At 58.7% G+C, this 24,640-nt stretch carries 15 protein-coding genes and 1 tRNA gene; 14 read left to right on the top strand and 2 right to left on the bottom strand.

Features of this window, described 5'->3' with window-relative positions:
• The first annotated feature begins 223 nt into the window (after positions 1 to 223).
• The 6 genes from ACIOMR_RS17990 to ACIOMR_RS17965 all read left to right on the top strand — a co-directional run bounded on the left by ACIOMR_RS17990 (position 224) and on the right by ACIOMR_RS17965 (position 13,166).
• Positions 224 to 1,945 (top strand): ShlB/FhaC/HecB family hemolysin secretion/activation protein, encoded by a 1,722-nt coding sequence (locus tag ACIOMR_RS17990; RefSeq protein ID WP_401195562.1) that lies wholly within the window; start codon positions 224 to 226, stop codon positions 1,943 to 1,945.
• A gap of 31 nt (positions 1,946 to 1,976) precedes the next feature.
• Positions 1,977 to 10,370, top strand: coding sequence for a DUF637 domain-containing protein (locus ACIOMR_RS17985; RefSeq protein ID WP_401195559.1), 8,394 nt, complete (start codon positions 1,977 to 1,979; stop codon positions 10,368 to 10,370).
• Positions 10,370 to 10,966: a hypothetical protein gene (locus ACIOMR_RS17980; RefSeq protein WP_023659327.1), complete on the top strand. Its 597-nt coding sequence runs from the start codon at positions 10,370 to 10,372 to the stop codon at positions 10,964 to 10,966. The genes ACIOMR_RS17985 and ACIOMR_RS17980 overlap by 1 nt, the downstream gene beginning before the upstream one ends.
• Positions 10,967 to 11,059: 93 nt before the next feature.
• Positions 11,060 to 11,785 (top strand): hypothetical protein, encoded by a 726-nt coding sequence (locus ACIOMR_RS17975; RefSeq protein WP_177040695.1) that lies wholly within the window; start codon positions 11,060 to 11,062, stop codon positions 11,783 to 11,785.
• 358 nt (positions 11,786 to 12,143) lie between these two features.
• Positions 12,144 to 12,632: an Imm6 family immunity protein gene (locus tag ACIOMR_RS17970; protein WP_008433671.1), complete on the top strand. Its 489-nt coding sequence runs from the start codon at positions 12,144 to 12,146 to the stop codon at positions 12,630 to 12,632.
• 144 nt (positions 12,633 to 12,776) lie between these two features.
• The gene (locus tag ACIOMR_RS17965; protein WP_008433672.1) at positions 12,777 to 13,166 is read left to right on the top strand and encodes a hypothetical protein; all 390 of its coding nucleotides are present in this window, start codon (positions 12,777 to 12,779) and stop codon (positions 13,164 to 13,166) included.
• Between the two features lie 50 nt (positions 13,167 to 13,216).
• Here ACIOMR_RS17965 and ACIOMR_RS17960 read toward each other — a convergent pair whose 3' ends face one another.
• The gene (locus ACIOMR_RS17960) at positions 13,217 to 13,474 is read right to left on the bottom strand and encodes a hypothetical protein (RefSeq protein ID WP_008433674.1); all 258 of its coding nucleotides are present in this window, start codon (positions 13,472 to 13,474) and stop codon (positions 13,217 to 13,219) included.
• Between the two features lie 390 nt (positions 13,475 to 13,864).
• Between ACIOMR_RS17960 and ACIOMR_RS17955 the strand changes: the two genes are divergently transcribed.
• The 6 genes from ACIOMR_RS17955 (at position 13,865) to ACIOMR_RS17930 (ending at position 21,096) form a co-directional block, all read left to right on the top strand.
• Positions 13,865 to 14,557 (top strand): hypothetical protein, encoded by a 693-nt coding sequence (locus ACIOMR_RS17955; protein ID WP_008433676.1) that lies wholly within the window; start codon positions 13,865 to 13,867, stop codon positions 14,555 to 14,557.
• Positions 14,558 to 14,906: 349 nt separating this feature from the next.
• Positions 14,907 to 17,495 (top strand): autotransporter domain-containing protein, encoded by a 2,589-nt coding sequence (locus tag ACIOMR_RS17950; RefSeq protein ID WP_401195553.1) that lies wholly within the window; start codon positions 14,907 to 14,909, stop codon positions 17,493 to 17,495.
• A gap of 88 nt (positions 17,496 to 17,583) precedes the next feature.
• Positions 17,584 to 18,177, top strand: coding sequence for a hypothetical protein (locus ACIOMR_RS17945; protein ID WP_008433680.1), 594 nt, complete (start codon positions 17,584 to 17,586; stop codon positions 18,175 to 18,177).
• Positions 18,178 to 18,251: 74 nt separating this feature from the next.
• Positions 18,252 to 19,913 carry a VWA domain-containing protein gene (locus tag ACIOMR_RS17940; protein ID WP_008433683.1) on the top strand — a complete coding sequence of 554 codons (1,662 nt, stop codon included), beginning with the start codon at positions 18,252 to 18,254 and terminating at the stop codon, positions 19,911 to 19,913.
• Positions 19,914 to 19,939: 26 nt separating this feature from the next.
• Positions 19,940 to 20,500 carry an RNA polymerase sigma factor gene (locus ACIOMR_RS17935; RefSeq protein ID WP_003218160.1) on the top strand — a complete coding sequence of 187 codons (561 nt, stop codon included), beginning with the start codon at positions 19,940 to 19,942 and terminating at the stop codon, positions 20,498 to 20,500.
• Positions 20,497 to 21,096 (top strand): hypothetical protein, encoded by a 600-nt coding sequence (locus ACIOMR_RS17930; RefSeq protein ID WP_401195550.1) that lies wholly within the window; start codon positions 20,497 to 20,499, stop codon positions 21,094 to 21,096. Before ACIOMR_RS17935 ends, ACIOMR_RS17930 begins: the two co-directional genes overlap by 4 nt.
• A 57-nt stretch (positions 21,097 to 21,153) precedes the next feature.
• Here ACIOMR_RS17930 and ACIOMR_RS17925 read toward each other — a convergent pair.
• Positions 21,154 to 21,230: transfer RNA gene (locus ACIOMR_RS17925), tRNA-Arg, on the bottom strand.
• Between the two features lie 395 nt (positions 21,231 to 21,625).
• Here ACIOMR_RS17925 and gabD point away from each other — a divergent pair.
• Together gabD and gabT are read left to right on the top strand one after the other, a co-directional pair.
• Positions 21,626 to 23,068, top strand: coding sequence for an NADP-dependent succinate-semialdehyde dehydrogenase (gabD, locus tag ACIOMR_RS17920; RefSeq protein ID WP_003218155.1), 1,443 nt, complete (start codon positions 21,626 to 21,628; stop codon positions 23,066 to 23,068).
• Between the two features lie 182 nt (positions 23,069 to 23,250).
• Positions 23,251 to 24,528, top strand: coding sequence for a 4-aminobutyrate--2-oxoglutarate transaminase (gabT, locus tag ACIOMR_RS17915; RefSeq protein WP_003218153.1), 1,278 nt, complete (start codon positions 23,251 to 23,253; stop codon positions 24,526 to 24,528).
• Positions 24,529 to 24,640 lie beyond the last annotated feature (112 nt).

The raw sequence follows: 24,640 nt of genomic DNA, 5'->3' as shown, positions 1-24,640 counted from the left end.
TAATGGCAATTGTAAGCGCCATCATTGGAGGTGTATCAAAACTGTTACCGCTTGTCGGAATAAAAATTCCAATTGCAAGCAATTAAACGTTGCATGATTTATTTATTGTTAATAATCAGCAACTTATATGCCTGTTAAACATAGCTTCCCACTAAGCCAGAATCTTGGCCCACCGGAAGTTCGATGTTAGTTTGCCGGCCCCCGCTTTTTCGACGGATCGAACATGTCTTTATTATTGCCACGGACTCGGCTGCTGCTGGGCGTTTGCCTGCTGACTTGCTTCGCACTCAATAGTGCGGTGGCGGCGCCTACGCCTGGCGACCAGGACCTGATCCGCGACCGGCAAAACCGTCTGCTGGAAGAACAGCGCCGGCGCCTTGAAGACCTCAAGGAACTGCCCGGCAAAGAAGCCAAGCCCCAAGCGCCTGCCACCCCGGCCGACACCCGTTGCTTCCCGATCAAAGACATCGAACTCAAGGGTGCCGACAGCCTGCCTGCACCGGACCGCGAGCGCCTGCTCAAGCCGTATATCGGCCAGTGCCTGGGCGTCTCCCAGCTCAACCAAGTGCTCAAGTCGATCACCGACTACTACATCGACAAAGGCATGGTTACCAGCCGTGCTTACTTGCCGCAGCAGGACCTTTCCACCGGCCACCTCCAGGTGTTGGTGGTGGAAGGCAAGCTCGAAGGCTTGAAGGGCGCCGACGGCAGCAACCTGTCCCCGCGCGAGCTGGCCATGGCCTTCCCCGGCAAGGTCGGCGAGCAGCTCAACCTGCGGGAAATCGAGCAGTTGGTGGACCAGTTGAATCGCTTGCCGTCCAAGCAGGCGCAAATGGAACTGACCCCCGGCAGCCAGGTGGGCGGCAGTGAAGTGCAGGTCAAGAACGTCCCGCAAAAGCCCTGGCGCGCCAGCCTGTCGCGCAACAACGACGGGCAGAAAAGCACCGGCGAACAGCAGTGGGGCGCCGGCCTTGAGTGGGACAGCCCCCTGGGCCTGGCCGACCAGTTGGTGTTGCGCGGTGGCCACGATGGCGTCAGCGACCATCAGAAAACCTCGAAAAACACCATGCTCTACTACAACGTGCCGTGGGGCTGGTGGAACTTCAGCTACACCTACAGCGAGAGTGATTACCGCGCTCTGGGTTACGCCGACACCTTCAAGTTCAAGCAATCTGGCGACAACGAAAACCACCAGTTGCGCGCCGAGCGCGTGATCCATCGCGACGACGTCAGCAAGACCTCGGTCAACGTCGGCCTGGCCCACCTGCGCACTAACAACTACATCAACGACGCTCACCTCGAAACCAGCAGCAACCGCCTCAGCGAGCTGCAACTGGGCATCAACCACGGCCGCCGCATCGGCAATGCCTTCGTCAACCTCGACCTGGGCATGCAGAACGGTATCGGCGCCTTCGATGCCCAAGCTGAAAACGAGCGCGATCAATACGGCAATCGCCTGCCCAACGCGCGCTACCGCAAATACACCGCCACCGTCAGCTATTTACAGCCGTTCACGCTATGGGGTGAGTCGTTCAGTTTCTCCAGCCTGGCCACCGGCCAACGCAGTGAAGACATTCTGTTCAGCCCCCAGCGCATGAGCCTCGGCGGCTCGGCCTCGGTGCGCGGTTTCAAAGACCAGCAGCTCACCGGCGACAGCGGCGGCTACTGGCGCAACGACGTGCGCTGGGCGCGCCCGGTGACCTGGGACTGGATGCGCCCGGCCTTTGCCGAATACGGCGCCAGCGTCGGCTACGACCAGGGTGTGATCAGCAACGACCGCTATAACGGTGAAGTGCATGGCCGGGTCTCGAGCAACTCGTTGGAGTTGTTCGCCCGTGGCAAATACGTCAGCACCAGCGTGACCTTTGCCCATTCCCTGGAACGCCCGGCAGTGATGAGCGAGCGCGAAGCGCCGATCTACTTCCGCATGGATTTCTTCCTGTAATTCAACGCCCCGTTACATCGAGAATATGACAATGGATGTTCGCCACTTTGCCTTCCTGGCCCGCCAACCTTCTGCTGCGCTGAAACCGCGAGACTCGTTCTTCGGCCTGCCCAAGCGCGGTTTGGTGCTGATCCTGGCCAACGCGCTGTTCTGGCAGCCGGTGCTGGCTCAGGCCGGAGGCATTGTGGTCAGTGCGCCGGGCACCACCGTCGGCCAGGCCGGCAATGGCGTACCGGTGGTGAACATCGCCACCCCCAATGGCAGTGGCTTGTCCCATAACCAATTCAAGGACTACAACGTCGGCCCCAACGGCGTGATCCTCAACAACGCCAACGGCCCCATGACGAACACCCAGCTGGGTGGCTACATCGTCGGCAACCCCAACCTCAAGGGCGGCGCGGCCAGCGTCATCCTCAACGAAGTCAACGGCGGCAGCCCCAGCCAACTGCGCGGCTACACCGAAGTGGCGGGCCAGTCGGCCAAGGTCATCGTCGCCAACCCGTACGGCGTCACGTGCAGCGGTTGCGGCTTTATCAACACCCCCAACGTGACCCTCACCACCGGCAAACCGGTGCTCGACGCCAGCGGCCAGTTGCAGCGTTATCAGGTTGACGGCGGTGCCGTGACCATCGACGGCCAGGGCCTGAACGCCAGTAACGTCGACCGCTTCGAGATCATCACCCGTTCGGCCAAGATCAATGCGCAGATCAATGCACGAGAATTGACCGTCATTGCCGGGCGTAACGACGTCGATGCCAAAAGCCTGAAAGCCACCGCGCGCGCCGATGACGGCAGCGCAAAGCCCGAGCTGGCCATCGATTCCTCGGCATTGGGCGGCATGTACGCCGGTGCGATCAAACTGGTGGGCACCGAGGCCGGCGTAGGGGTGAAACTCGACGGTACGCTGGCCGCCAGTGGCGGCGACATCCAGCTGGATGCCAACGGGCGCCTGAGCATGGCGCAGACGGCGACCACCGGTAACCTCAAGGTCACCGCGCAGAACGTGAACCTGACCGACAAGGTCTACGCCGCCGGCAATGTGCAGGTGAGCAGTGCTGAAGAACTGGTCAACCAAAAGAGCCTGGCCGCTGGCCAACGCATCGAACTCAACGCCACCACCGTCACCAACCCGGGCATCATCGAAGCAGGCGTGCAGGCCGATAACAGCCGCAATGCCACCGGCGATGTGGTGGTGAATACGCAAACCCTGAACACCAGCGGCAACGTCCTGGCCAGCCGCTCGCTGAGCGCCACGGCCACCCGGGAACTGAACAACCAGGGCGCAGTGATCCAGGGTAAAACCGTCACGCTGAACAGTGCCAGACTGACCAACCAGGGCGCCACCGCGCGGGTGTATGGCGAGCAAGCGCTGGCGATCAACGCGCCGGCCATCGTCAACCTCGGCGGGCTGATTCGCTTCGGTGCCGATCAGGCGGCAACGCTGCAAACCGATTCGCTGGATAACCGCCAGGGCCATATCCAGGTCGCGGGCGGCAGCTTGACGCTCAACAGCGGCACGCTGAATAACACCGGCGGGCAGATTGTCGCGGGCAACCTCGGTGTGACAGCGGACACGATCAACAACCAGAACGGTTTCCTGGTTGCCGACGCCGTGACGGTCAACGCCGCCCGCCTCGACAACAGTGCCAAGGGCTTGATCAGTGCCGAGAAAGGCGCGCTCAACCTCACCGTCACCAACACCTTCAACAACAGCCAGGGTCATGCCCAGGCTGGCACTGACTTGAACCTGCGCGCCGGTGACGTCGCCAACCAGGACGGCAAGCTGGTGGGTGGGCAACTCACCGCTACCCTCGGCAGCCTCAGCAACAACGACGCAGGTGTACTCAGCGCGGATGCCGGCAAGTTGACCTTGACCGTCGCCCAACAGCTGAACAACGCCAAAGGTCACTTGCAGGCCGCCCAGGGCGACATCGAACTGCACGCCGCGAGCCTGGATAACCAGGGCGGCGCCATCATCGGCAAGCAGTTGCTGCTGGATGCGCGAAGCGGGCAGATCGACAACCGCGCCGGGCGTATCGTCGGTGACCAACTGGACGTGCGCGCCGGCAGCCTCGACAACCGCAATGCCGGGTTGCTGGCCGGTGGTGTGCCGGGTGTGAGCGTGGTGCTGAACGACCAATTGCTCAACACCCAGGGCCGTATTCAAAGTGAGGGTGACCTGCTGCTGACCGGCAAGCGCCTGGGCAACAGCGCCGGGATCCTGCTCGGCAAGGCCCTCACTGTCACCGCGCAAGACCTCGACAACAGCAGCAAGGGCGCGCTGGTCAGCAATGACGGCGACATCACCCTCAACATCAGCAACCTGCTGACCAACACCAACGGCGTGATCGACGCCGCCGAACGCAGTGTGCTGGTCAAGGCCTTGACCACCCTCGACAACCAGGGCGGCACCTTGCGGGGCAAGCGCCTGGATATCGCGGCGCAAACCCTCGACAACGACCAGGGCCAACTCCTGGCCGGCAATCAGGGCGTGAGCTACCGCGGCCAGGACCTGAGCAATCGCCAGGGCATGATCCTCAGCGGTGGTGCGGCGGTCGACCTGACGCTGGGCACCTTGAACAACCAGGGCGGCACCGTGCAAGGCGACAGCTTGACGGTGACAGCCGACAGCGTCGACAACAGCCAAGACGGTACCAAGGCCGGCGCGTTGACCGCCTTGAAGAGCGACCTGCAACTGACGGTCGAGGCCTTGACCAACCGGGGCGGCAAACTGTTCGGCAAGGAGCACGTCACCGTCTCCGGCGCCACCCTGGACAACAGCGCCAACGGCCAGATCAGCGGCAATCAGCTCAGCCTGACCTCGCGTACCCAACTGACCAACCAAGGCGGCCTGATTGAGTCCAACCAGGGCCTGACCTTCAATGGCGGCAACCTCGACAACAGCGCGGGTGGCCAACTGCGGGCGATGGAAGGCGCCAGCAGCACCCTGACGGTCACCGACCAACTGAATAACCAGAACGGCATTCTTGAATTCGGCAGCCAGGCCTTCAGCCTCAGCGCCGGGCATCTGAATAACCAGGCCGGGCAACTGCAGCACGCTGGCACCGGCGTGTTCAGCCTCAATACCAGCAGCCTCAGCGGCAGCCAGGGCAGCATCAATGGCCTGGGCACCGCCGACTGGTCGTTCGGCCGGGTCGATGGCCTCGGCCGTGTGCAACTCAATGAAGCCTTGCACTACACCAGCACCCAGGGCCTGAGCCTCAAGGCCGGCGACCGCTTGGCCAGCGCCAAGGGTCTGACCCTGGATGTCGCCAGCCTGGATAACGCGGGCGAGTTGCTCAGCGACGGTGACCTGACTGTCAACCTGACCGGCGACATGACCAACAGTGGCCGCCTTTCGGCCCAGCAAAAACTGAGCGTGGTCGCCAACAACCTCAGCCAGAACGGCGGGCGTTTGGCCGGCGGCACCACCACCCGCATCACCCTGGGCGGTACGCTGGATAACCTCGGCTACCTCACCGCACGCCAGCAACTCGACATTGCCGCCGCACACATCAACAACCGCGGCACCCTCGGTTCACAAGGCAACGTCAACCTCAACGCCAGCAATGGCATCAGCAATAGCGCGGACACGCTGCTGTTCAGCGGCGGCGATCTGACCCTGCGCGGGAACAGCTTCAGCAACCTGTACGGCGACGTCTACAGCAAGGGCAACCTGAGTTTCGCGGCGCTCGATGGCGGCATGGCGGCGGGCTTCAGCAACCTTTCCGGTACGGTTGAAAGCGAAGGCAATATCGGCATCAGTGCGCGGAATGTGGAAAACGCCAAGGCTGAATTCGAGTTGGGCCAGACCGTCACCACCGGCAGCCTCAATTGGCAGTGCGGCCAGCACTGCGGCGGGCACGACTCGTTCAAGCGCGGTCAAATCACCATCAACCAGACCTACCTTGAATCCGCGATCAAGGACTCGGCCTCTGCGCGCCTGGTGGCGGGCAAAGACCTGCTGATCCAGGGCGACAACGTCCAGAACCGCTATAGCCTGCTGGCGGCGAATGGCAACCTGAGCATCACCGCCAACGACCTGCTCAACCAGGGCGCCGCGACTCGCACCGGGCAGAACACCATCGTCATCGGCACCCCGCAGCGCATCGACACCGATGAGTGGGACCGGATGGAATACATCGACGTGCCCGCCTTCAACGCAGCAGTGGCAGCGGGTAATTTCGATGAAGCACGCTTTGAGGTGCTCAAGGCCCGGTCGAGCGACTGGCGTTTCTCCGAACAAAGCAACGTCACCACCTGGACCGACAACGGCGGCCCGGGCTACACCGCGACGATACAGGCCGGTGGCGCGGTCAACCTCAACGTTGCGCGCACCCTGCAAAATGGCACGTTGCACACCAACACCCTGGAGCAACTGACCGGCACCCTCGGTGACGACCAGACCGGCATCCCCGTCGGCGGCATCAACATCAACCTGAGCAAGCACGTCAACGACGCCACCGCCCAGGCGCCAAGCAGCGTATTGCCGGTGACCAGCATCGCGCCCGACGGCCGCTACGTACCCGTGGACTACACCGGCGAGTCCTTCACCCCGGTCGACCCCACCACCGCGCCCGGCTTCCAGTTGCCCAAGGGCGACTACGGCCTGTTCATCAAAAACGCCGACCCCACCAGCCACTACCTGATCGAGACCAACCCGAACCTCACCACTGTGGCGGGCTTCTTCAGCTCCGACTACATGCTCGGCAAGCTCGGCTACAGCCCCGACAACGCCTGGCGTCGCCTGGGTGACGGGCAATACGAGTCACGGCTGATCCGCGATGCCGTGCTGGCGCAAACCGGGCAACGCTTCCTCGCCGGTGGCCTGACCAGCGACTACGACCAGTTCCGCTACCTGATGGACAACGCCCTGGCCAGCAAGGACGCCTTGCGCCTGAGCGTCGGCGTATCCCTCACTGACCAGCAAGTCGGCGCCCTGACCCACGACATCGTGTGGATGGAAAACCGCGTGGTCGACGGCCAGACCGTGCTCGTGCCGGTGCTCTACCTGGCCCAGGCCGACTCCCGCAACGTGCGCGGCAACAGCCTGATCCAGGGCCGCGACCTCAACCTGATGACCGGCGGCGACCTGATCAACGTCGGCACCCTGCGCGCCAGCAACAACCTCTCGGTGGCCAGCAGCGGCAACATCTACACCGGCGGCCTGATCGAGGCCGGCAACAACCTCAGCCTGCTGGCCCAGGACAGCATCCGCAATTCCATGGCTGGCGAGATACGCGGCACCCAGGTCAGCCTCACCACCCTGAAGGGCGACATCACCAACGACAACACCGCCATCCAGGTGCGCCAGGGCGCCGGCATGCGCACCCTCACCGACAGCAGCGCCGGCACCATCACCGCCCGCGAAAACCTGGCCATCGACGCTGGCCGCGACCTCACCAACCACGGCGCACTCACCGCCGGCGGCGATGCCGACCTGAAAGCCGGGCGCGACCTCAACCTGATCGCCGTCAGCGACACCAGCGAGATCCACGCCTTCAGCGACGGCGGGCACAAATCCACCATCACCACCGACGTGAAAAACCAAGCGGCCACGGTCACGGCCGGCGGCAACCTGAGCATGGTGGCGGGGCAAGACGTCAACGTCATCGGCAGCAACGCCACCGCGGGTAAGGACCTGAACATTCAGGCCGGGCGCGATTTCAACGTGGCGTCTGTCAGCGATGTGCACAACGTCGAAGGCAAGGAAAAAGACGGCAAGAAACGCATCAAGACAGCGGATGAGCAGGCTACGCAGTTGGCCAGTGTGCTGACGGCGGGCAGGGACTTTACGAGCCAGGCCGGGCGCGACACTACGCTGGTGGCGAGCAAGATCAGTGCGGGGAATGAGGCTTATCTGTATAGCGGGGATAAGTTGAATTTGCTGGCGGCTGAGAACAGTACGCATACGTTGTATGACATGAAAAAGGTCAGCGGTTGGGGCAACAAAAAGACCCAGCGTGACGAAGTGACTCGCGTGACCAACGTCGGTACTGAAATCAAGACCGGTGGTGACCTCGTGCTTAAGAGTGGTGGTGATCAGACTTACCAGCTCGCCAAGCTTCAGAGTGGAAAAGACATCACCCTGGACAGTGGTGGTGCCATCACCTTTGAGGCGGTAAAGGACCTGCATCAGGAAAGCCATGAGAAGACCAATAACAATGCGTTTTGGGTGTCTTCCAAAGGCAAGGGCAATACTGATGAAACCCTGCGTCAGAGCCAGTTGATTGCCGAAGGCAACGTGGCAATCAAAGCCGTCGATGGTTTGAAAATCGACATCAACCAGGTTAACCAGCAAACCGTTAGCCAGTCCATTGATGCGATGGTCAAGGCGGATCCGCAGTTGGCGTGGATCAAGGAAGCGGAAAAGCGCGGTGATGTGGATTGGCGTCAGGTCAAGGAAATCCACGACAGCTTCAAGTACAGCAACTCGGGGTTGGGGCCGGCTTCGCAGATCATTATTGCGATTGTGATGGCAGCAGTGGTTGGGCCTATGGCAGCGGCCGCTGCAGGCGGCGGCACTGTCGGCGCCGTCGCAGGCGCTGTTGCGACGGGTGCTTCAACGAATGCAACGGTCAGTGTGGTTAACAATCGAGGCAACCTTGGTGCTGTGCTCAAGGATGTGACTTCCTCGAGTGCCATCAAAGGCTATGCAATCGCGGGTGCCACCGCTGGCTTGACTACCGCCTATTTTGATGGCTGGACAGGAACTCATACGGAATGGACTTCGGCGGGTGGCAAAGTCGTCGGCCCTCCGCTGAATACATGGACAGGAGTAGGCCAGTTTGCGGCTAACCAAACCTTACAGGCAGGAACATCCACACTTCTTAGCAAAGCATTGGGGCAAGGGGGAAGTGCAAGCGAAGCCTTGAAAGGGGCGCTGTTCAATACGTTGGCGGCTGCCAGCTTCAATGCAGTGGGCGATTACACCAAGGGTGTATATGCCGATGGCTCTGTACAAAAAATCGCGATCCACGCCATGGTCGGAGGACTGCTAGCCGAAGCAACCGGCGGCGATTTCAAGACGGGTGCGCTAGCGGCAGGTGCCTCTGAGGCGCTGGTCGTTGATCTGAATAACTTGGTCAAGGGCAATGAAGGCCTGTTGACCATGAGCTCGCAAATTGTTGGTGTTTTAGCTGCGGCGGCACAAGGTGATGTTGATGCCAGTCAGTTGGAAAAAGGCAGTTGGATTGCCAAGAATGCTACCCAGTACAACTTTCTTGGCGATCATTCCGGTCCTGAGCGGGATAGGGCTCGGGAGGCATTTGAGAAAGATCGAGGAATTAGTGCTGCTCAAAAACTGGTAAGCCTGGAAGGGGCCGATCAGCGTAGCGATAACCTGCTGGCGGCTTACAGAAAAGACCCCTACTCGCTCTCTGCGGCTGACGTAACAGAGCTAAACGCTTACCTGCAGGTCTACACCTATGAACAACTGACTCTGCATGGCGAACAGCAGGCAAAGTCAGACGTGGCAAATCTGATGAAAAATGGGCCTACGCCGAACTATGAGTATTCCTACGCGGGTACCACCGACGCGAAAAATGCCTACGCGGACTCAGTCCGAGCTGGGCTTGGTCCTTTAGACCAGTTGATGTGGAGCAGAGACAAAAGCTCGAACGAGCTGACATACCGAGATGCTAAAGGCTATTTGCAAATCAACAATGAGCAGCAAGGGCTCGCGAACATCGGTGGACCAGCGATTTATGGCCTTACAGGGCCGTTAGGGGCATCGATTCGAATTGCTGCTGCGGCGAACGGTGTGCTTCAGGCCGGTTATGGTGCAAACCAAGCGATTAATGGCGATACGTGGAATGCCGCTGGCAACATCCTCTTAGGCGTTGCAGGGATGGCGAGTTTGGGCTTGCCGGGTGTAAGGAATACTAACGCTTCAGGCATTGGCAAAGCATCCGTTGCTGACCGATCACCCCCTACGTTACAAATAGCCGGGGAGGGCGGTAGCGTTTTTGATAAAAATATACTGCGTGTACCAGCAAAAGATGAGCTTGCGGACCAGGCAAGCAAAGAGCTTTTAGATGCGATCTTTGCATTTCCTAGCAATACTCAGGCTTCTAAGGTCGCCACGATGATCGGGGCTTATGACCCTATGACCGGTAAAATTGCTGTTGGTAGCAGCACCGGTAAGGTAACCGCTGAGAGCTTGGATCCTCGCACAGTTAGCTACGTTGAGAGCAAGCTTGGTGTGAAAATAGGTGAATTAACAAGTTTTTGCAGGAATTCTGCTGGTGCATGTGCAGAGGTATCAGCAGTAGATAAGCTTGTCAGGTCAGGAGGGAATCCAGAAAATATCAAATTCACACAGGCTTTACGTCCTAAAACCATCAGGGATGAAGGTGGATACACCCCTAAAGCAGTTATAGAAACATGCCCGAATTGTAAGGTGACTTGGCCGGGGAATAAATGATGGTTATTGATGAACAATGGGTTCCAGGATTTGGAGAAATTGTTACTTGGTTTGCGATGGACAAAGCCGGTGCTATTGCCGTCATGGTGAATAACTGTTTTGGATCGTTACCAAAGGTTTTGTTGGAAGTTACAGCTGTGGAGCAGAAGCTTGATAGCTTAAGTGAGTACTTGTGGGAAGAGTCTGGTGATTACGAAGAATATCCGAAAGCTAAAAACGGTAAAACAATTCTTGATTTATACTCTGCCTGTGCATATCGTCACCTAGACTCTAGGGCTGAAGTGGAACGATGGATAGCGGATCGATCTTCACTCCAAGCCAGGCTGACAGAATATAACCTTCCAGCAATTAAAGGTGTCTATATATACCATGCTATAGAAGGTAGTGTGTCTGGGGAGGACTTCCCTTCCGGTTATGATGGAGAGTCTAAAATGGGGGACTATTTTCGCTACTTAATCCCTAGCGTTAAGGCTGGTATAGAAGATATTCCTTTTGAGCTTAGGGGGATAGTTGTTGTTTCTGATAGTCTGGAATTTTCAGATGTGAGTTTTTGGTCTGGAAGTTCTATTGATGAGCATTTCTCTCGTATGTATTGACGTAAAAGGGGCAGATTTATTTAAATATTAAATTTAAAAAACTCCAGATGGGTCGATTAAATAAATCCGTCCCCTTTGACCGTGGCTAATCATATGGCTGAAATTGAAATTGTCTTTAGCGAGAGGCTACATGATGGCGCTTCAGTTGTATGGGGGCGGCTAATACAACAGCTCAAAAACTTTAATGAGGATACCGTCATTGATGGCTTTACCGGCAAGAAAATAGGGTTGGCGGACGTTTCGAATTACTTGAAGAAAAACAAGTGTCAGAGTTTTTTTATTGAGCTGGCAAACGGTTCTGTCGAGTTTTCGTATGTGGCAGATAAAGCGTTTTATCGGCTTGATATGAAACACCTGGCGAATTCGATTGAAGTTGCACAGACCTTGATTGAAGCTTTAATCGATGAGCCCGGCTTTGTTCAGGCTCGAATTTACGACGCCGAGTATGATCGATGGCAAAATGCCGAGAGTCTTACGCTCTTTGAAGTTGAGCGCGTCGAACACGCTCATCTGCCCAAGAAAAGTAATGGGCTGCCTTTTCCGCTGACCCAAGAGGTCGTAGATATATCAAAAAATCCTGGGCGTTGGGTTTTAAGAAACGGCTACATTGAGGCGGTTGGCGCTTTCATGTGGGTAAGCAAATCCTTGCTTCAGTTAGTGGGTGTCGACGAAAAGAAGTTAATGGATATCGACTGCTTTGCAGTAGAAGATTTGGGCGGCGTTTTGAAGATTGCTGCCTATAATCAGTGCTTCACTGCAGCCGTAGGGGCTCAGGCAGAGAGGCAGGACTTGCTGAGAGAAGTTTTGTTTAACGCGTGAATTAGAGCGAGAATCGGGCGCGGGAAATAGGGTTCAGGCCACGGTTTTCTAATTAAAGTATTAATAGTGGTCTGACCCCCTATTTCTCGGTCGATGATATAACAGCGTAAAGGGGGCGGATTTATTTAAATATTAAAAATTTCTTATGAGTTAATTAAATAAATCCGTCCCCTTTAACCAAATGCAAGTGGTATCTGTAATAAGTGTAGTGCAGGTTTGACGGGTAATAGTGACCTGAATGGGGTGGTTAAACAATTCAGTCAGCGCTATCCTACTCTTCTGCTAAGAGTTACCGCTGAGGGAGGGGCAGCAATGCCAAATCGTCTAACAGTCCTAGTTAAAGATGGGAGAATAGTTAATGGACAATGAAGAAGCGCTTAAAGTCATTGACAGTATGATGTGGGTAAAGAAAGCCTCAATTTTCCTTCTGTTGCTTGATTATGCTCTACGTAACCTTGACTCGGCGAGTGATACGCAAAAAAAATGTCAGGAGGCAGTTGATAAGTGTTGGCGATGGTTGTCTGATCGAGGGCTCAGTGCTGATGAATTAGCATATTATCTAGACTCCGATGATATGCAGAGCGGACCGCTGGCAGAAGGAAATTTTGCATCTGAAAGCGTAGAACAAAATAGTTTAATTTTAATATTGTTGGTGATCGGTTTTTTTGCCAATAAGGCCTATAAGATTGTAGGGCTACAAGAGCAAATGTCTGAGCCGGTATGTGAGGCGGACGAGAGCTCTGCTGTATATATTGTTGCTTATATTGAACGGATAGGCTTGTCTGATAAGTTGAGTGTTTATCTATCTGCACACGTTTTGGAAAATAGGGGGCAATCCACGTTTTAATGCTGGCAGAGTTGCTCTTTAACGTAAAGGGCAAGGATTTATTTAGGACGTAAAAGTGACGGATTTGTTTAAATATTAGATTTAAAAACTCCAGCTAGGTCAATTAAATAAATCCGTCCCCTTTGCCCAGAGTGAGTATAAAAAATGGAAAACTTGGAACTCTCCGAGTTAAAATTTCCGAGTATGAGAGAGGAGCTGGTTTCCTATCTGGCAGGTTTGTCGGACTCAGATTACCAGTTCCGTGCCTGGGTAGAACGTTCATCGCCGAATTTAGCTTATGATGAACTTGATTACACAATACATTTTTTATATGACGATACAGGGCTCGCTGAAAATGCATACACTTGGATAGGGCTAGTTTTGAAAAATGATCAGGAAGCTAGAGCCATCGAGGACGTGGTTCAAGCTATTGACGCGCTTTTTGATAAGTATGGTCCTGATCTTTCTGATAAAGAGTATTTGGAAAAAGAAGAGTGGGCACGCATAGTGTGCGTTTCTAAAGATGCTTTAAAAGTTTTGCTTCATGGTAAGTGAGGTTGTTTAACCGAGTTAAAGGGGCGGCACCCAGGCCGCCCGGCTTTTACTCAGGATGGATCGGTATTGAGTCTGCGACTGATGACATCCAGCAAATCACACCCATCGCGCAGCGGAATCGCCAGCAATTGGGCGAAGTCTTGAAGCACCACAGCATCGCTGCTGAGTTGGTCGCGGAAGGCCAGGTTTTCCAGCAGTTGGGTGACGGCGCGAATCCGGTACACGGCGGCGTCGTGGAGGACATCGAGGGGCGCATGGGTGTCGATAAGCAGGGCGGGGACGGTGCAGTCGTGGCCCGTGAGGGGCATGTATCGATTCATTGTCAGTACTCTGTTGGTGGATTAAGCCACCACTCATTCGTCGCCAAACGAATGGGTGGCGGCCGTACGCAGGTTGGCGAACCGGCAACAGAGAAAACCGGCAGACCCGAAGGTCTCCCGCGCACAGCCGCCATATCATGCACAGCTTTGCGGGTGCAAAAACACCTGCATAGAAGCGGGATGCTTTTGCGCTCTGTTGTCAGGTCGCCAAACCTGAATCGCCATGTGGGCGACGGCCCGGACTATAAGCCCGCACCCAAACCCACGCAAGGCAGCAAAGTACTGGCCCACTCCCAATGCCTCATGTCTTCACCCCCATTGCCGACACCCTGGCGATGATTAAACGCATCCACCCACCACCAACATTAAAGGACTGATGTGAAAAACCTTCTCCTGATTCTCCTCTCCACCCTCATCCTCGGCGGCTGCGTCAGCCAGCCCCTCACGCCCGAGCATCGCGCACAGGTCAAGACGGTCAAAGTGCTGCCCGTAAAGTGGGAAAAGAACATGGTCTACATGGGCCGTGAACAAGCCTGGGGTGCGGCCCTGGGCGCCGGGCTTGGTGCGGGCGTCGGCATGGCCAGCGGCGCGTCCAAGCTGGGCACGGCAGCCTTGAGCGGCGCGGGGTTTGCCGCCGGCATGAAGGCGGGGCAACTGGCCGAGATGTCGACGCCGGCGGCGATCCTCACGGTGATGGACGCCGAAAATATCGACTTGGGCGTGTTGCTCAAGCAGGCCTTCATTGATGCCTTGGGTAAGACGTCATCGCTCAAGGTGGTGGGTGACGACGAGCCGGCCGATGCGCAGATTCAACTGACGGTAGGCGAGTGGGGCTTTCGCCTGACGCAGGGTTTCAGCAGCGTGGTCTACCCAACGCTTACCGTGGTGGCGCGTATGGACCGTGGCGACGAGATGCTCTGGCGCACGGTGGAGTCGATCACGCCGTTCAATGGCCAGAATGTCTACGGCTACACGCCGCTCACTTATCGCACTGATCCTGAGGCGTTGCGCCGCGCGTTGATGGGTATCACGCAGATCTCCGGGAGTTATCTGGTGAAGGAGCTCAAGTAGACCAGCGAGAGGTCGCCGCGTGGCTTGCGGTGGCTGATCCTGACGCGAGCAGTTTGATAGAACCCGCCGAGCACCTTGAACATTTTGTATATCCCATTGTCTTTACCCCGCCCACCCGCAACCGGTCGGGCTGCATGGACTGCAGCGTTTTCAAATGACATTAAGGATTAATGTGAACCTCGCCCCCCAAGCCTCTTTTCTGTCACCGCCCGCTGTGGTGCACAGGCGCGCGCCTGCGTTTCAGGAAGGCACCCTGGGGGAATGCATTCGGATCAATTGATCCCTCGCTTAGCACACCTACTGCCGCCGGGCCTATTGGCGGCTTTTAATGTAGTTCATGGAGTTTGAAATGAAGCGTAAGCAGTTCCAGAAAAGCCTGTTGGCACTCATGGTCGGCGCAATCAGTACGCAAGCGCTGGCGGTGGAATTCGACCTGGGGCAGGGCAAGAACATTTGGGTCGGCGAGACCTTTAATGAGTCATTGATTATCAACGGGACGTTCTCCGAAGTAGTGGTGCCGACCACCACCAACCCTGCCGGACTGGGTGTGGCCAACACCACTATCCAGGGTTCGTTGATCAACCGTGCCGACATCACTCTGGATTCCCAGGGCGCCGCCATCCGTGCGATTGCCCTGGACCCGCTGTTCTGGTCGGGCCCGCAAAACCTGAGCCCAGGAACTGTCACCGGGGACGTGGTCCAGGCGGGCAACATTCTTATGAAAAATGGGGGTTACGAGGGCCTTGAGATCGGCGCGACGACCATCGGTGGAAGTGTCATCAACTCCGGCACCATCCGTTCCACGCTGCCCCTGAGCCCGCCGGCTTCACCCTCCTACGTGGATGGCGGCGAAGGCATTTACCTGCATGGCACCACCATCGCCGGCGACGTCTCGAACACCGGTGTGATCGACATGAGCGGTGATTACGCCATCGGCCTGATCCTCGACCGCCAGAACAATCTGGGTACCACCGTCGGCGGCAAAATCCTCAACGCCGGCACGCTCAAAGCGACGGGCGAGGGCGCCTGGGGCATCGAGGTGGAAACCGACACCAACCCTCTGCGCATCGAAAACAGCGGCCTGCTTTCTGCCAACGGCAATGACGCCAAGACGGTGATGTTTCTAAACGGTACGGTCGACTACATCCTCAACACCGGCACCGTCGAGGCCACGGGCACCAACGCCAATGCCTTCGAGTTTGCCGGGGCAACCTTTGCCCAGAACAGCGCGACCGGCGCGCGCGGCATCGTTAACCGCGGCACGATCAGCGCCGATGGTACAGCCATTCATGTAGATGCCACGGACCAGACCTCGGCGTTCGAGATCAACCAGCAAGCCGGCGAAATCCGCAGTAACGCCGGCATCGCCATCGACGCGGCAAACCTGGCCACCTTGAACTGGACGGGCGGCAAGATCATCGGCGACGTGCTCAACGTCAACGCCGTGAATATCGCCGGCCAGGCCGATTTCACCGGCAGCCGCATCATCGCGCCGGTATCGGTCAACTCGGGCTCGCTGAACCTGTCGGCGCCCGGTACTGCGATCACTGGCAACCTCAACGTTGCTAGCGGCGCAGGTATTGATATCCACCTGGCCGACAGCGTAGTGCCGACCACGCCGTACCTGACCGTCAACGGTGCAGCGAATTTCGCCCAGGCTTCGAAGCTGACCGTGAGCGCCAAACCGGGCGACTTCGCCAGCACCAACAACGGCACTCAGTACACCCTGTTGCAAGCCACCAGCGTGCAAGACAATGGCCTGTCTGTGGCCAGCTCGTCCTCTCTGCTGAACGTGCTGAGCTACTCGGCCGACGCGCAAACGGTCAAGGCCGTGGTGGCGGTTAAAGACAACCAGCAAGTGCAGCAGGAGCTCGCCGCGGTGGGCGCCGGCGCTGCGTCAGCGACGGCGGTGAACACCTTTAAAAACGACGTACTGAGCGGACTCAATCAGAACGACCCAGTGTTCCAAACCCTGGCTGACGCCGGCACAGCACAGCAGCTTGCTCAGGTCAGCGAACAACTCAAGCCGGACGTCAATCGCGGCGCCCTGGACGTGGCGTTGTCGGGCCAGACCGTGGTCAACGGCGCGATCTTCAACCGCCTCACCGACCAGCGCGAAAGCCATCAAACCGGCGGCGTGTGGGTGCAGGGCCTGAGCAGCAACATGGACCAGGACGGGCGTGGCGGCAACAACGGCTACTCGGCCAACAGCAGCGGCATGGCCGTGGGTGTGGACGGGCGCTTGAACGACACCACCACGTTGGGCGTGGCGTACAGCTACCTTAACTCCAACATCCATTCCGACCTCGGCAACAAGACCGATGTGGAGGGCCATGCGCTGTCGCTGTACGGCAACTGGTCGCTGCAAAACTGGTTTGTCGACGGCAGCCTCAGCTATGGCCATAACGACAACGACAGCAAACGCCATATCGCCGGCACCACAGCCAAGGGCAGTTACGACAGCAATGTGCTGTCTGCCAGTGTGATCGGCGGCTACAGCTTCAAGCCGTCGCAGGCCGTGGTGATCGAGCCGCGCGTGGCAGCGCGTTACGCCAACGTGCGCATGGACGGTTTCAACGAGAAGGGCTCCTCGGCCGCGCTGAGCACCCAGTCGCAACGCTATGAAGTGGGCGAGCTGGGCGCTGGTGTGCGCTTGGCGGGCAACTTGCCCATGGGTGCCGGTAGCTTGCAGCCGGAAGCAACCTTGATGGCGTATCACGACCTGATGGGTGATCGCGTCGCACAAACCTCCAGCTATGTGCTCGGCGGTTCTGCGTTCACCGTCACCGGCGCTTCGGTGGCGCGTGACAGCTATGAAGCCAGTGTCGGCGTGAACTACCAGGTGTCGGACTTTACCGTGGGTGCCAGCTACACCCGCCAGGCCCGCAGTGGTTTTGATGCCGATGGGGTCATGCTCAAGGCGCGGTACGCGTTTTAAGTATTACGGCCGATAGAAAACGGCATCGGGCTGCGGTTCTCCCACGTAGCCCGAGCCAGACTTTTAAATGTGCTCAAGGAAGTAACCCATGAAAAAGACCTCACTCTTAATCCTCGCCCTGGTCTTGGCCGGCTGCCACTCCACTGCCAGGAACTCCTCGCCAAGCCTGCTGACGGACGGCGTCCAGTTGCAGCAGAAAAAGGTCGAGGTGGACGCCGAACACGCCAAGGTCATCATGAAGGCAACCGGTTTTACCTATCCGGTGCAGTTCTCCGTACGCCGTAGTTCCGATGCAGATCAGCGTCCGGAAATCCTCGGGACGGTGGTGGATTCCGGCCGTGGCAAGGTATTCGGCTGGATCGCCAAGATGAACGAAGTGGGCAACAGCGCCGTCGCCAAACGCTTCCCGCAGTTGGAAGTGCAGGCTGACCCGGGGCAGCCCTTTGAAGTGATCGGCGAGTCACGGGTCTACAACGCCAACTATGTCGGCCTCGTCAAAACCTATGTGTATGAGTGCGGCCCCATGAGTTCGACCTTCAAGCCTGAGAAGCAAAAGGTTTACCTGGTGGAATTCGTGATTATCGGGAAGGGCTGTGAGCAGCATGTGTATGACGTAACTGCGCCTAACGAGCGTGTCCCGGTGGCGACTGTGGCAGCGACGGGAAATATTCCGTCGCTCTAAGTTGCTTTAACCCGAATCGCCAGCCCCTTGCGTCTGACCTTGTGAACGGATCATTCATTCACGAGGTTCAGCCCATGTCCCGTCCTCTTCTGCTGTTACGCCCTGCCGCCCAAGGCTTCACCGTGACCCTGCTGGTGGCGCTTGCCGGGTGTGGGCTCTCTTCATCCCGTGACGTGGCCAAGCCCGCTGAGTCGGCGCCTGTCGTGGAGGTGCAAAGTGAGCCCGCCAGCGTCCAGGGGGCCATGGTCAAGCGGATGGTTGCGCCTGCACCGATGGCGTCGCGATTGGTCATGAACGACTCGATCGCCATGCAATACCAGACCGAGCCTCGGGAGCACTATCAGAACCTCCCGGACAACCCGATTCGCAGCGTTGCCGAAACACCGGTCTCCACCTTCAGCGTCGATGTCGACACCGGCAGCTATGCCAACGTACGACGCTTCCTCAATCAAGGCAGCCTGCCGCCCGAAGGTGCTGTGCGACTTGAGGAGATGGTCAATTACTTCCCTTATGACTACGCCTTGCCCACCGACGGCTCGCCCTTTGGCGTGACCACTGAAGTAGCACCGTCACCCTGGAACCCCCACACCCGACTGTTGCGCATCGGCATCAAGGCCTCGGACCGCGCGGTGGCAGACCTGGCACCGGCCAACCTGGTGTTCCTGGTGGACGTATCCGGCTCGATGAATCGCCGCGAAGGCCTGCCTCTGGTCAAGAGCACCCTGAAATTGCTGGTGGACCAACTGCGCGACCAGGACCGCGTCTCGCTGGTGGTCTACGCCGGCGAATCGCGGGTGGTGCTCAAGCCCACCTCGGGCCGCGACAAAACCACGATCCGCAATGCCATCGACCAACTTACCGCCGGCGGCTCCACCGCAGGCGCGTCGGGGATCGAAATGGCCTACCAAATGGCCCGCGAAGGGTTTATCGACAAAGGCATCAACCGCATCCTGCTGGCCACCGATGGCGACTTCAACGTGGGCGTCAGTGACTTCGACAGCCTCAAGCAAATGGCCGTCGACCAGCGCAAAAGCGGCGTGTCCCTGACCACCCTCGGCTTCGGTGTGGATAACTACAACGAACACCTGATGGAACAACTGGCCGATGCCGGTGATGGCAACTACGCCTATATCGACAACCTGCGCGAAGCCCGCAAAGTGCTGGTGGACCAGCTCAGCTCAACCCTCGCCGTGGTGGCCCGGGATGTGAAACTGCAAGTGGAATTCAATCCGGCACAGGTCAGTGAATACCGATTGCTGGGCTATGAAAACCGCGCCCTGAAGCGTGAGGATTTCAACAACGACAAGGTCGACGCCGGCGAAATCGGTGCAGGGCATACAGTGACCGCGTTGTATGAAATTGTCCCGAAGGGTGAACAGGGTTGGCTGGAGCCACTGCGCTACGCATCGGCGGCCAAGGCTGACGGTAAAACTGATGAGTTGGCGATGTTGCGGGTACGCTACAAACCAGCGGAAGGCGGCGATAGCCGACTGATCGAACACCCGATCAGCAACCAGCACAGCGGCAAACCCAGCGACGACCTGCGCTTCTCTGCCGCCGTGGCCGCCTTCGCCCAGCAACTCAAGGGTGATGGCCGCTACACTGGCAGCATGAGTATCAAGGACACGGCCGCACTGGCACGTTCCGCACGGGGCGACGACCCTTTTGGTTTGCGCGGCGAGTTTGTGCAACTGGTCGAATTGGCCCAGAGCCTCCAGGCCCCGGCCAGACACTGATCCACCTCAAAGGAGTGCGCCACCTGATGGATTCACCCAGCGACGAAGCCTTGCTGTCCCGCTACCGCAGCGGCGACGGTGCAGCGTTCGAGGCCCTGTACGCGCGGCATCGACAGGGCCTGTACCGTTTTCTCGTGTCCTTGAGCAACAAGGCCGAACTGGCCGAGGAAGTGTTCCAGGACACCTGGCTCAGCCTGATCCGCAGCACCAGCGAGCCACAGGGGCGGGCGAGTTTTCGCACCTGGCTGTTCCAGATTGCCCGCAACCGCCTGATCGACCACTGGCGCAAGCACGGCATCCACAACCCGCTGCACGACAGCTACGATGAGCAGCTTCACGGCCAGCCCGACGACAGCGCCGGGCCTGAGCAACTGCTGAGCCTGAGCCGTGATCAGGCGCGCCTGGACAGCGCGTTGCAAGACTTGCCCGAAGACCAGCGCGAAGTGTTCCTGCTGCGCCTGCATGGCGAGCTGGAAGTGCCACAAATCGCCGCGCTCACCGGCGCCCCACTGGAAACGGTAAAAAGCCGCTTGCGTTACGCCCAGCAGAAACTGCGCCGACTGCTGGCCGAGGAGGTACCCGCATGACTGACCCCCGACATACCCAGGACTCGAACGACGACCTGCTGATCGAGCATTTCCGTCAACACACCAGCGGCGAGCCGCCGGCTTCCCTGGACGCCTTCATCCTGGCCACCGCCCACCGTGAAGCGCCGGTGCGGCAACCCGGCCTGTGGCAGCGTTGGTTACAGGCCTGCCAACGGCCGCGCTGGCAGATGGCGTTTGCCACCGTCGCGGGTGTGGCCCTGATGATTGGTTTGGTCACGCGCTCGCCGGTGCCGCGGCCGGAGTTATCCACAGGGACTTACGCGGCGGCTCCGCAAGACCTGGCCCGCCCGGCCCCGGCAGCCGCGCCGATGGCTCGATTCTCCGTGGCTCCGCAGGCTGACAGTGCGCCGCAGGTGCAGGCAGAAGTCGCGGGCTCGCTGGCGGATGAGCCGGTGGCGAAGATGAGCAAGCGCTCGGCTGTTGTGCTGCCGCCATTGGAGCAAGGGCTGCAGGAAATCCTGCGGTTGCGGCAGGCGGGAGAGGCGAAGGCGGCGGATGAGAAGCTGCTGGAGTTGCATAAGCGCTTTCCCAAGGAAGACTTGCCGGCGCGGTTGGAGGCGTTGCAGAAACCCTGAATCGACGCCCACAAAAAAGCCCCAGGCCTTTCGACCTGGGGCTTTTTCATCTGTATCTGGTGCACCCGGCGGGATTCGAACCCACGACCCCTGCCTTCGGAGGGCAGTACTCTATCCAGCTGAGCTACGGATGCTTGTGCGGGCGACATCATACCCATGTCGACCTTGGGCGTCCATGCCGCTTTTCGCCCGGCCACCGGTAGGAATACGCGCCGCTGACGCCCTGTGCCGGGCATCTCGGCGCAATACGGTGGAACTCGCCCGAAACACGCTGATCAGAAAAATCGAGCAAATGCGCCGTTTTCGTTCTTTTTTTCGAACAGACTATTGCCCTGCACCCCCATTGATCCTAGGATTCGTTTGAGATTTCAAACGCTCCTGCCTGGGTGCTGAACCGCACATTTGTCCTTTCGTGCGCTATTTACGTGCTTGCGCCCAGTGAATGATTTCCCTGACGGCAGCCCTCAAGGCGCCTTTCAACAACTCTAATTCGCTCCGCGCGTGCGCGGTGCTGTTAAGGAAAGCCGACATGCAGCTCAAAGACACCCAGTTGTTCCGCCAGCAAGCCTTCATTGATGGCGCTTGGGTCGATGCGGACAACGGTCAAACGATCAAGGTCAACAACCCCGCTACCGGCGAAATCCTCGGTACCGTGCCAAAAATGGGCGCCGCCGAAACCCGTCGCGCCATTGAAGCAGCTGACAAGGCCCTGCCGGCCTGGCGTGCACTTACCGCCAAGGACCGCGCCAACAAGCTGCGCCGCTGGTTCGAGCTGATCATCGAGAACCAGGATGACCTGGCTCGCCTGATGACCCTGGAACAAGGCAAGCCGCTGGCCGAAGCCAAGGGCGAAATCGTTTACGCCGCTTCGTTCATCGAGTGGTTCGCCGAAGAAGCCAAGCGCGTCTACGGTGATGTGATTCCCGGCCACCAGCCGGACAAGCGCCTGATCGTGATCAAGCAACCAATCGGCGTTACCGCTGCCATCACGCCGTGGAACTTCCCGGCCGCGATGATCACCCGTAAAGCCGGCCCGGCCCTGGCTGCCGGTTGCACCATGGTGCTCAAGCCTGCGTCGCAAACCCCGTTCTCCGCGTTCGCCCTGGCTGAACTGGCCCAGCGTGCCGGGATTCCGAAAGGTGTGTTCAGCGTGGTCTCCGGCAGCGCCGGCGATATCGGCAGCGAGCTGACCAGCAACCCGATCGTGCGTAAGTTGTCCTTCACCGGCTCCACCGAAATCGGTCGCCAGCTGATGGCCGAATGCGCCAAGGACATCAAGAAGGTTTCCCTGGAACTGGGCGGCAACGCGCCGTTCATCGTGTTCGACGACGCAGACCTGGATAAGGCCGTCGAAGGCGCGATCATTTCCAAGTACCGCAACAACGGCCAGACCTGCGTCTGCGCCAACCGCCTGTACATCCAGGATTCGGTGTACGACGCGTTCGCCGAGAAACTGAAAGTGGCGGTGGCCAAGCTGAAGATCGGCAATGGTCTGGAAGAGGGCACCACCACCGGCCCGCTGATCGACGAGAAGGCCGTGGCCAAGGTTCAGGAGCACATCGCTGACGCCCTGAGCAAAGGCGCGACCCTGTTGGCTGGCGGCAAGGTGATGGAAGGCAACTTCTTCGAGCCGACCATCCTGGTCAACGTGCCGAAAGATGCTGCCGTGGCCAAGGAAGAAACCTTCGGCCCACTGGCGCCGCTGTTCCGCTTCAAAGACGAAGCCGAAGTGATCGCGATGTCCAACGACACCGAGTTCGGCCTGGCTTCCTACTTCTATGCCCGCGACCTGGGCCGTGTGTTCCGTGTGGCTGAAGCCCTGGAATACGGCATGGTCGGCGTCAACACCGGGTTGATCTCCAACGAAGTGGCGCCGTTCGGCGGCATCAAGGCTTCGGGCCTGGGCCGTGAAGGCTCCAAGTACGGGATCGAGGACTACCTGGAAATCAAATACCTCTGCCTGGGCATTTAAGCCCGGCAAGGCATTGTTGCAAACGCAAAGGGCACGAGAGCGCTGTCCCTTTGCGTGTTTCACCCCGTTATTCGTAGTGGCCGGGAAAGCTGTGGCAGTCGATCATCGCATGCTGCCGTAGTTGCCTCCCCGCCACGTATTCCTTGGACCACGCCACCCGATGAGTGGCGAATGAGGACTTTATGAGCAAGACCAACGCATCCCTGATGAAACGCCGCGAAGCCGCTGTACCACGCGGTGTTGGCCAGATTCACCCGATCTTCGCCGAGTCGGCGAAGAACGCCACCGTGACCGACGTTGAAGGTCGCGAGTTCATCGACTTCGCCGGCGGTATCGCCGTGCTGAACACCGGCCATGTGCACCCGAAAATCATCGCCGCCGTGACCGAACAGTTGAACAAGCTGACTCACACCTGCTTCCAGGTACTGGCCTACGAGCCGTACGTTGAGCTGTGCGAAAAAGTTAACGCCAAGGTGCCGGGTGATTTCGCCAAGAAAACCCTGCTGGTCACCACCGGTTCCGAAGCGGTAGAAAACGCCGTGAAGATTGCCCGTGCCGCCACTGGCCGTGCCGGCGTGATCGCGTTCACCGGCGCCTACCACGGTCGCACCATGATGACCCTGGGCCTCACCGGCAAAGTCGTGCCGTACTCGGCCGGCATGGGCCTGATGCCAGGCGGCGTGTTCCGCGCGCTGTTCCCGAACGAACTGCACGGTGTGAGCGATGACGACTCCATCGCCAGCATCGAACGCATCTTCAAGAACGATGCCGAGCCGCGTGATATCGCTGCCATCATCATCGAGCCGGTGCAGGGCGAAGGCGGTTTCTACGTCGCGCCTAAATCCTTCATGAAGCGCCTGCGCGAACTGTGCGACAAGCACGGCATCCTGCTGATCGCCGACGAAGTGCAAACCGGTGCCGGCCGTACCGGTACTTTCTTCGCCATGGAACAGATGGGCGTTGCCGCCGACCTGACCACCTTCGCCAAATCCATCGCAGGCGGCTTCCCGCTGGCCGGTGTATGCGGCAAGGCTGAATACATGGACGCCATTGCGCCAGGTGGCCTGGGCGGCACTTACGCTGGCAGCCCGATCGCTTGCGCCGCGGCCCTGGCCGTGATGGAAGTGTTCGAAGAAGAGCACCTGCTGGACCGCTGCAAGGCTGTGGGCGAGCGCCTGGTGACCGGTCTGAAAGCTATCCAGGCCAAGTACCCGGTGATCGGCGAAGTGCGTGCCCTGGGCGCAATGATTGCGGTCGAGCTGTTCGAAGATGGCGACAGCCATAAGCCGAACGCCGCTGCTGTCGCTTCCGTGGTGGCCAAGGCGCGTGACAAGGGCTTGATCCTGCTGTCCTGCGGCACCTACGGCAACGTGTTGCGCGTGCTGGTTCCGCTGACTTCGCCGGACGAGCAGTTGGACAAAGGCCTGGCGATCATCGAAGAGTGCTTCTCCGAGCTGTGATCAAAAGTTGACCTGATCGACAAAAAACCCGCTTAGGCGGGTTTTTTTGTGCCCGATGAACGGTATTCAGCCGTTGTTCATTGTACGCAGGCGGCTCCTTTGTCTAAGGTGC

Origin of the sequence: Pseudomonas sp. NPDC087814 (assembly GCF_044742865.1) — a bacterium.
Classification (GTDB): domain Bacteria; phylum Pseudomonadota; class Gammaproteobacteria; order Pseudomonadales; family Pseudomonadaceae; genus Aquipseudomonas.
This window is presented reverse-complemented; position numbering and strand designations above follow the sequence as displayed.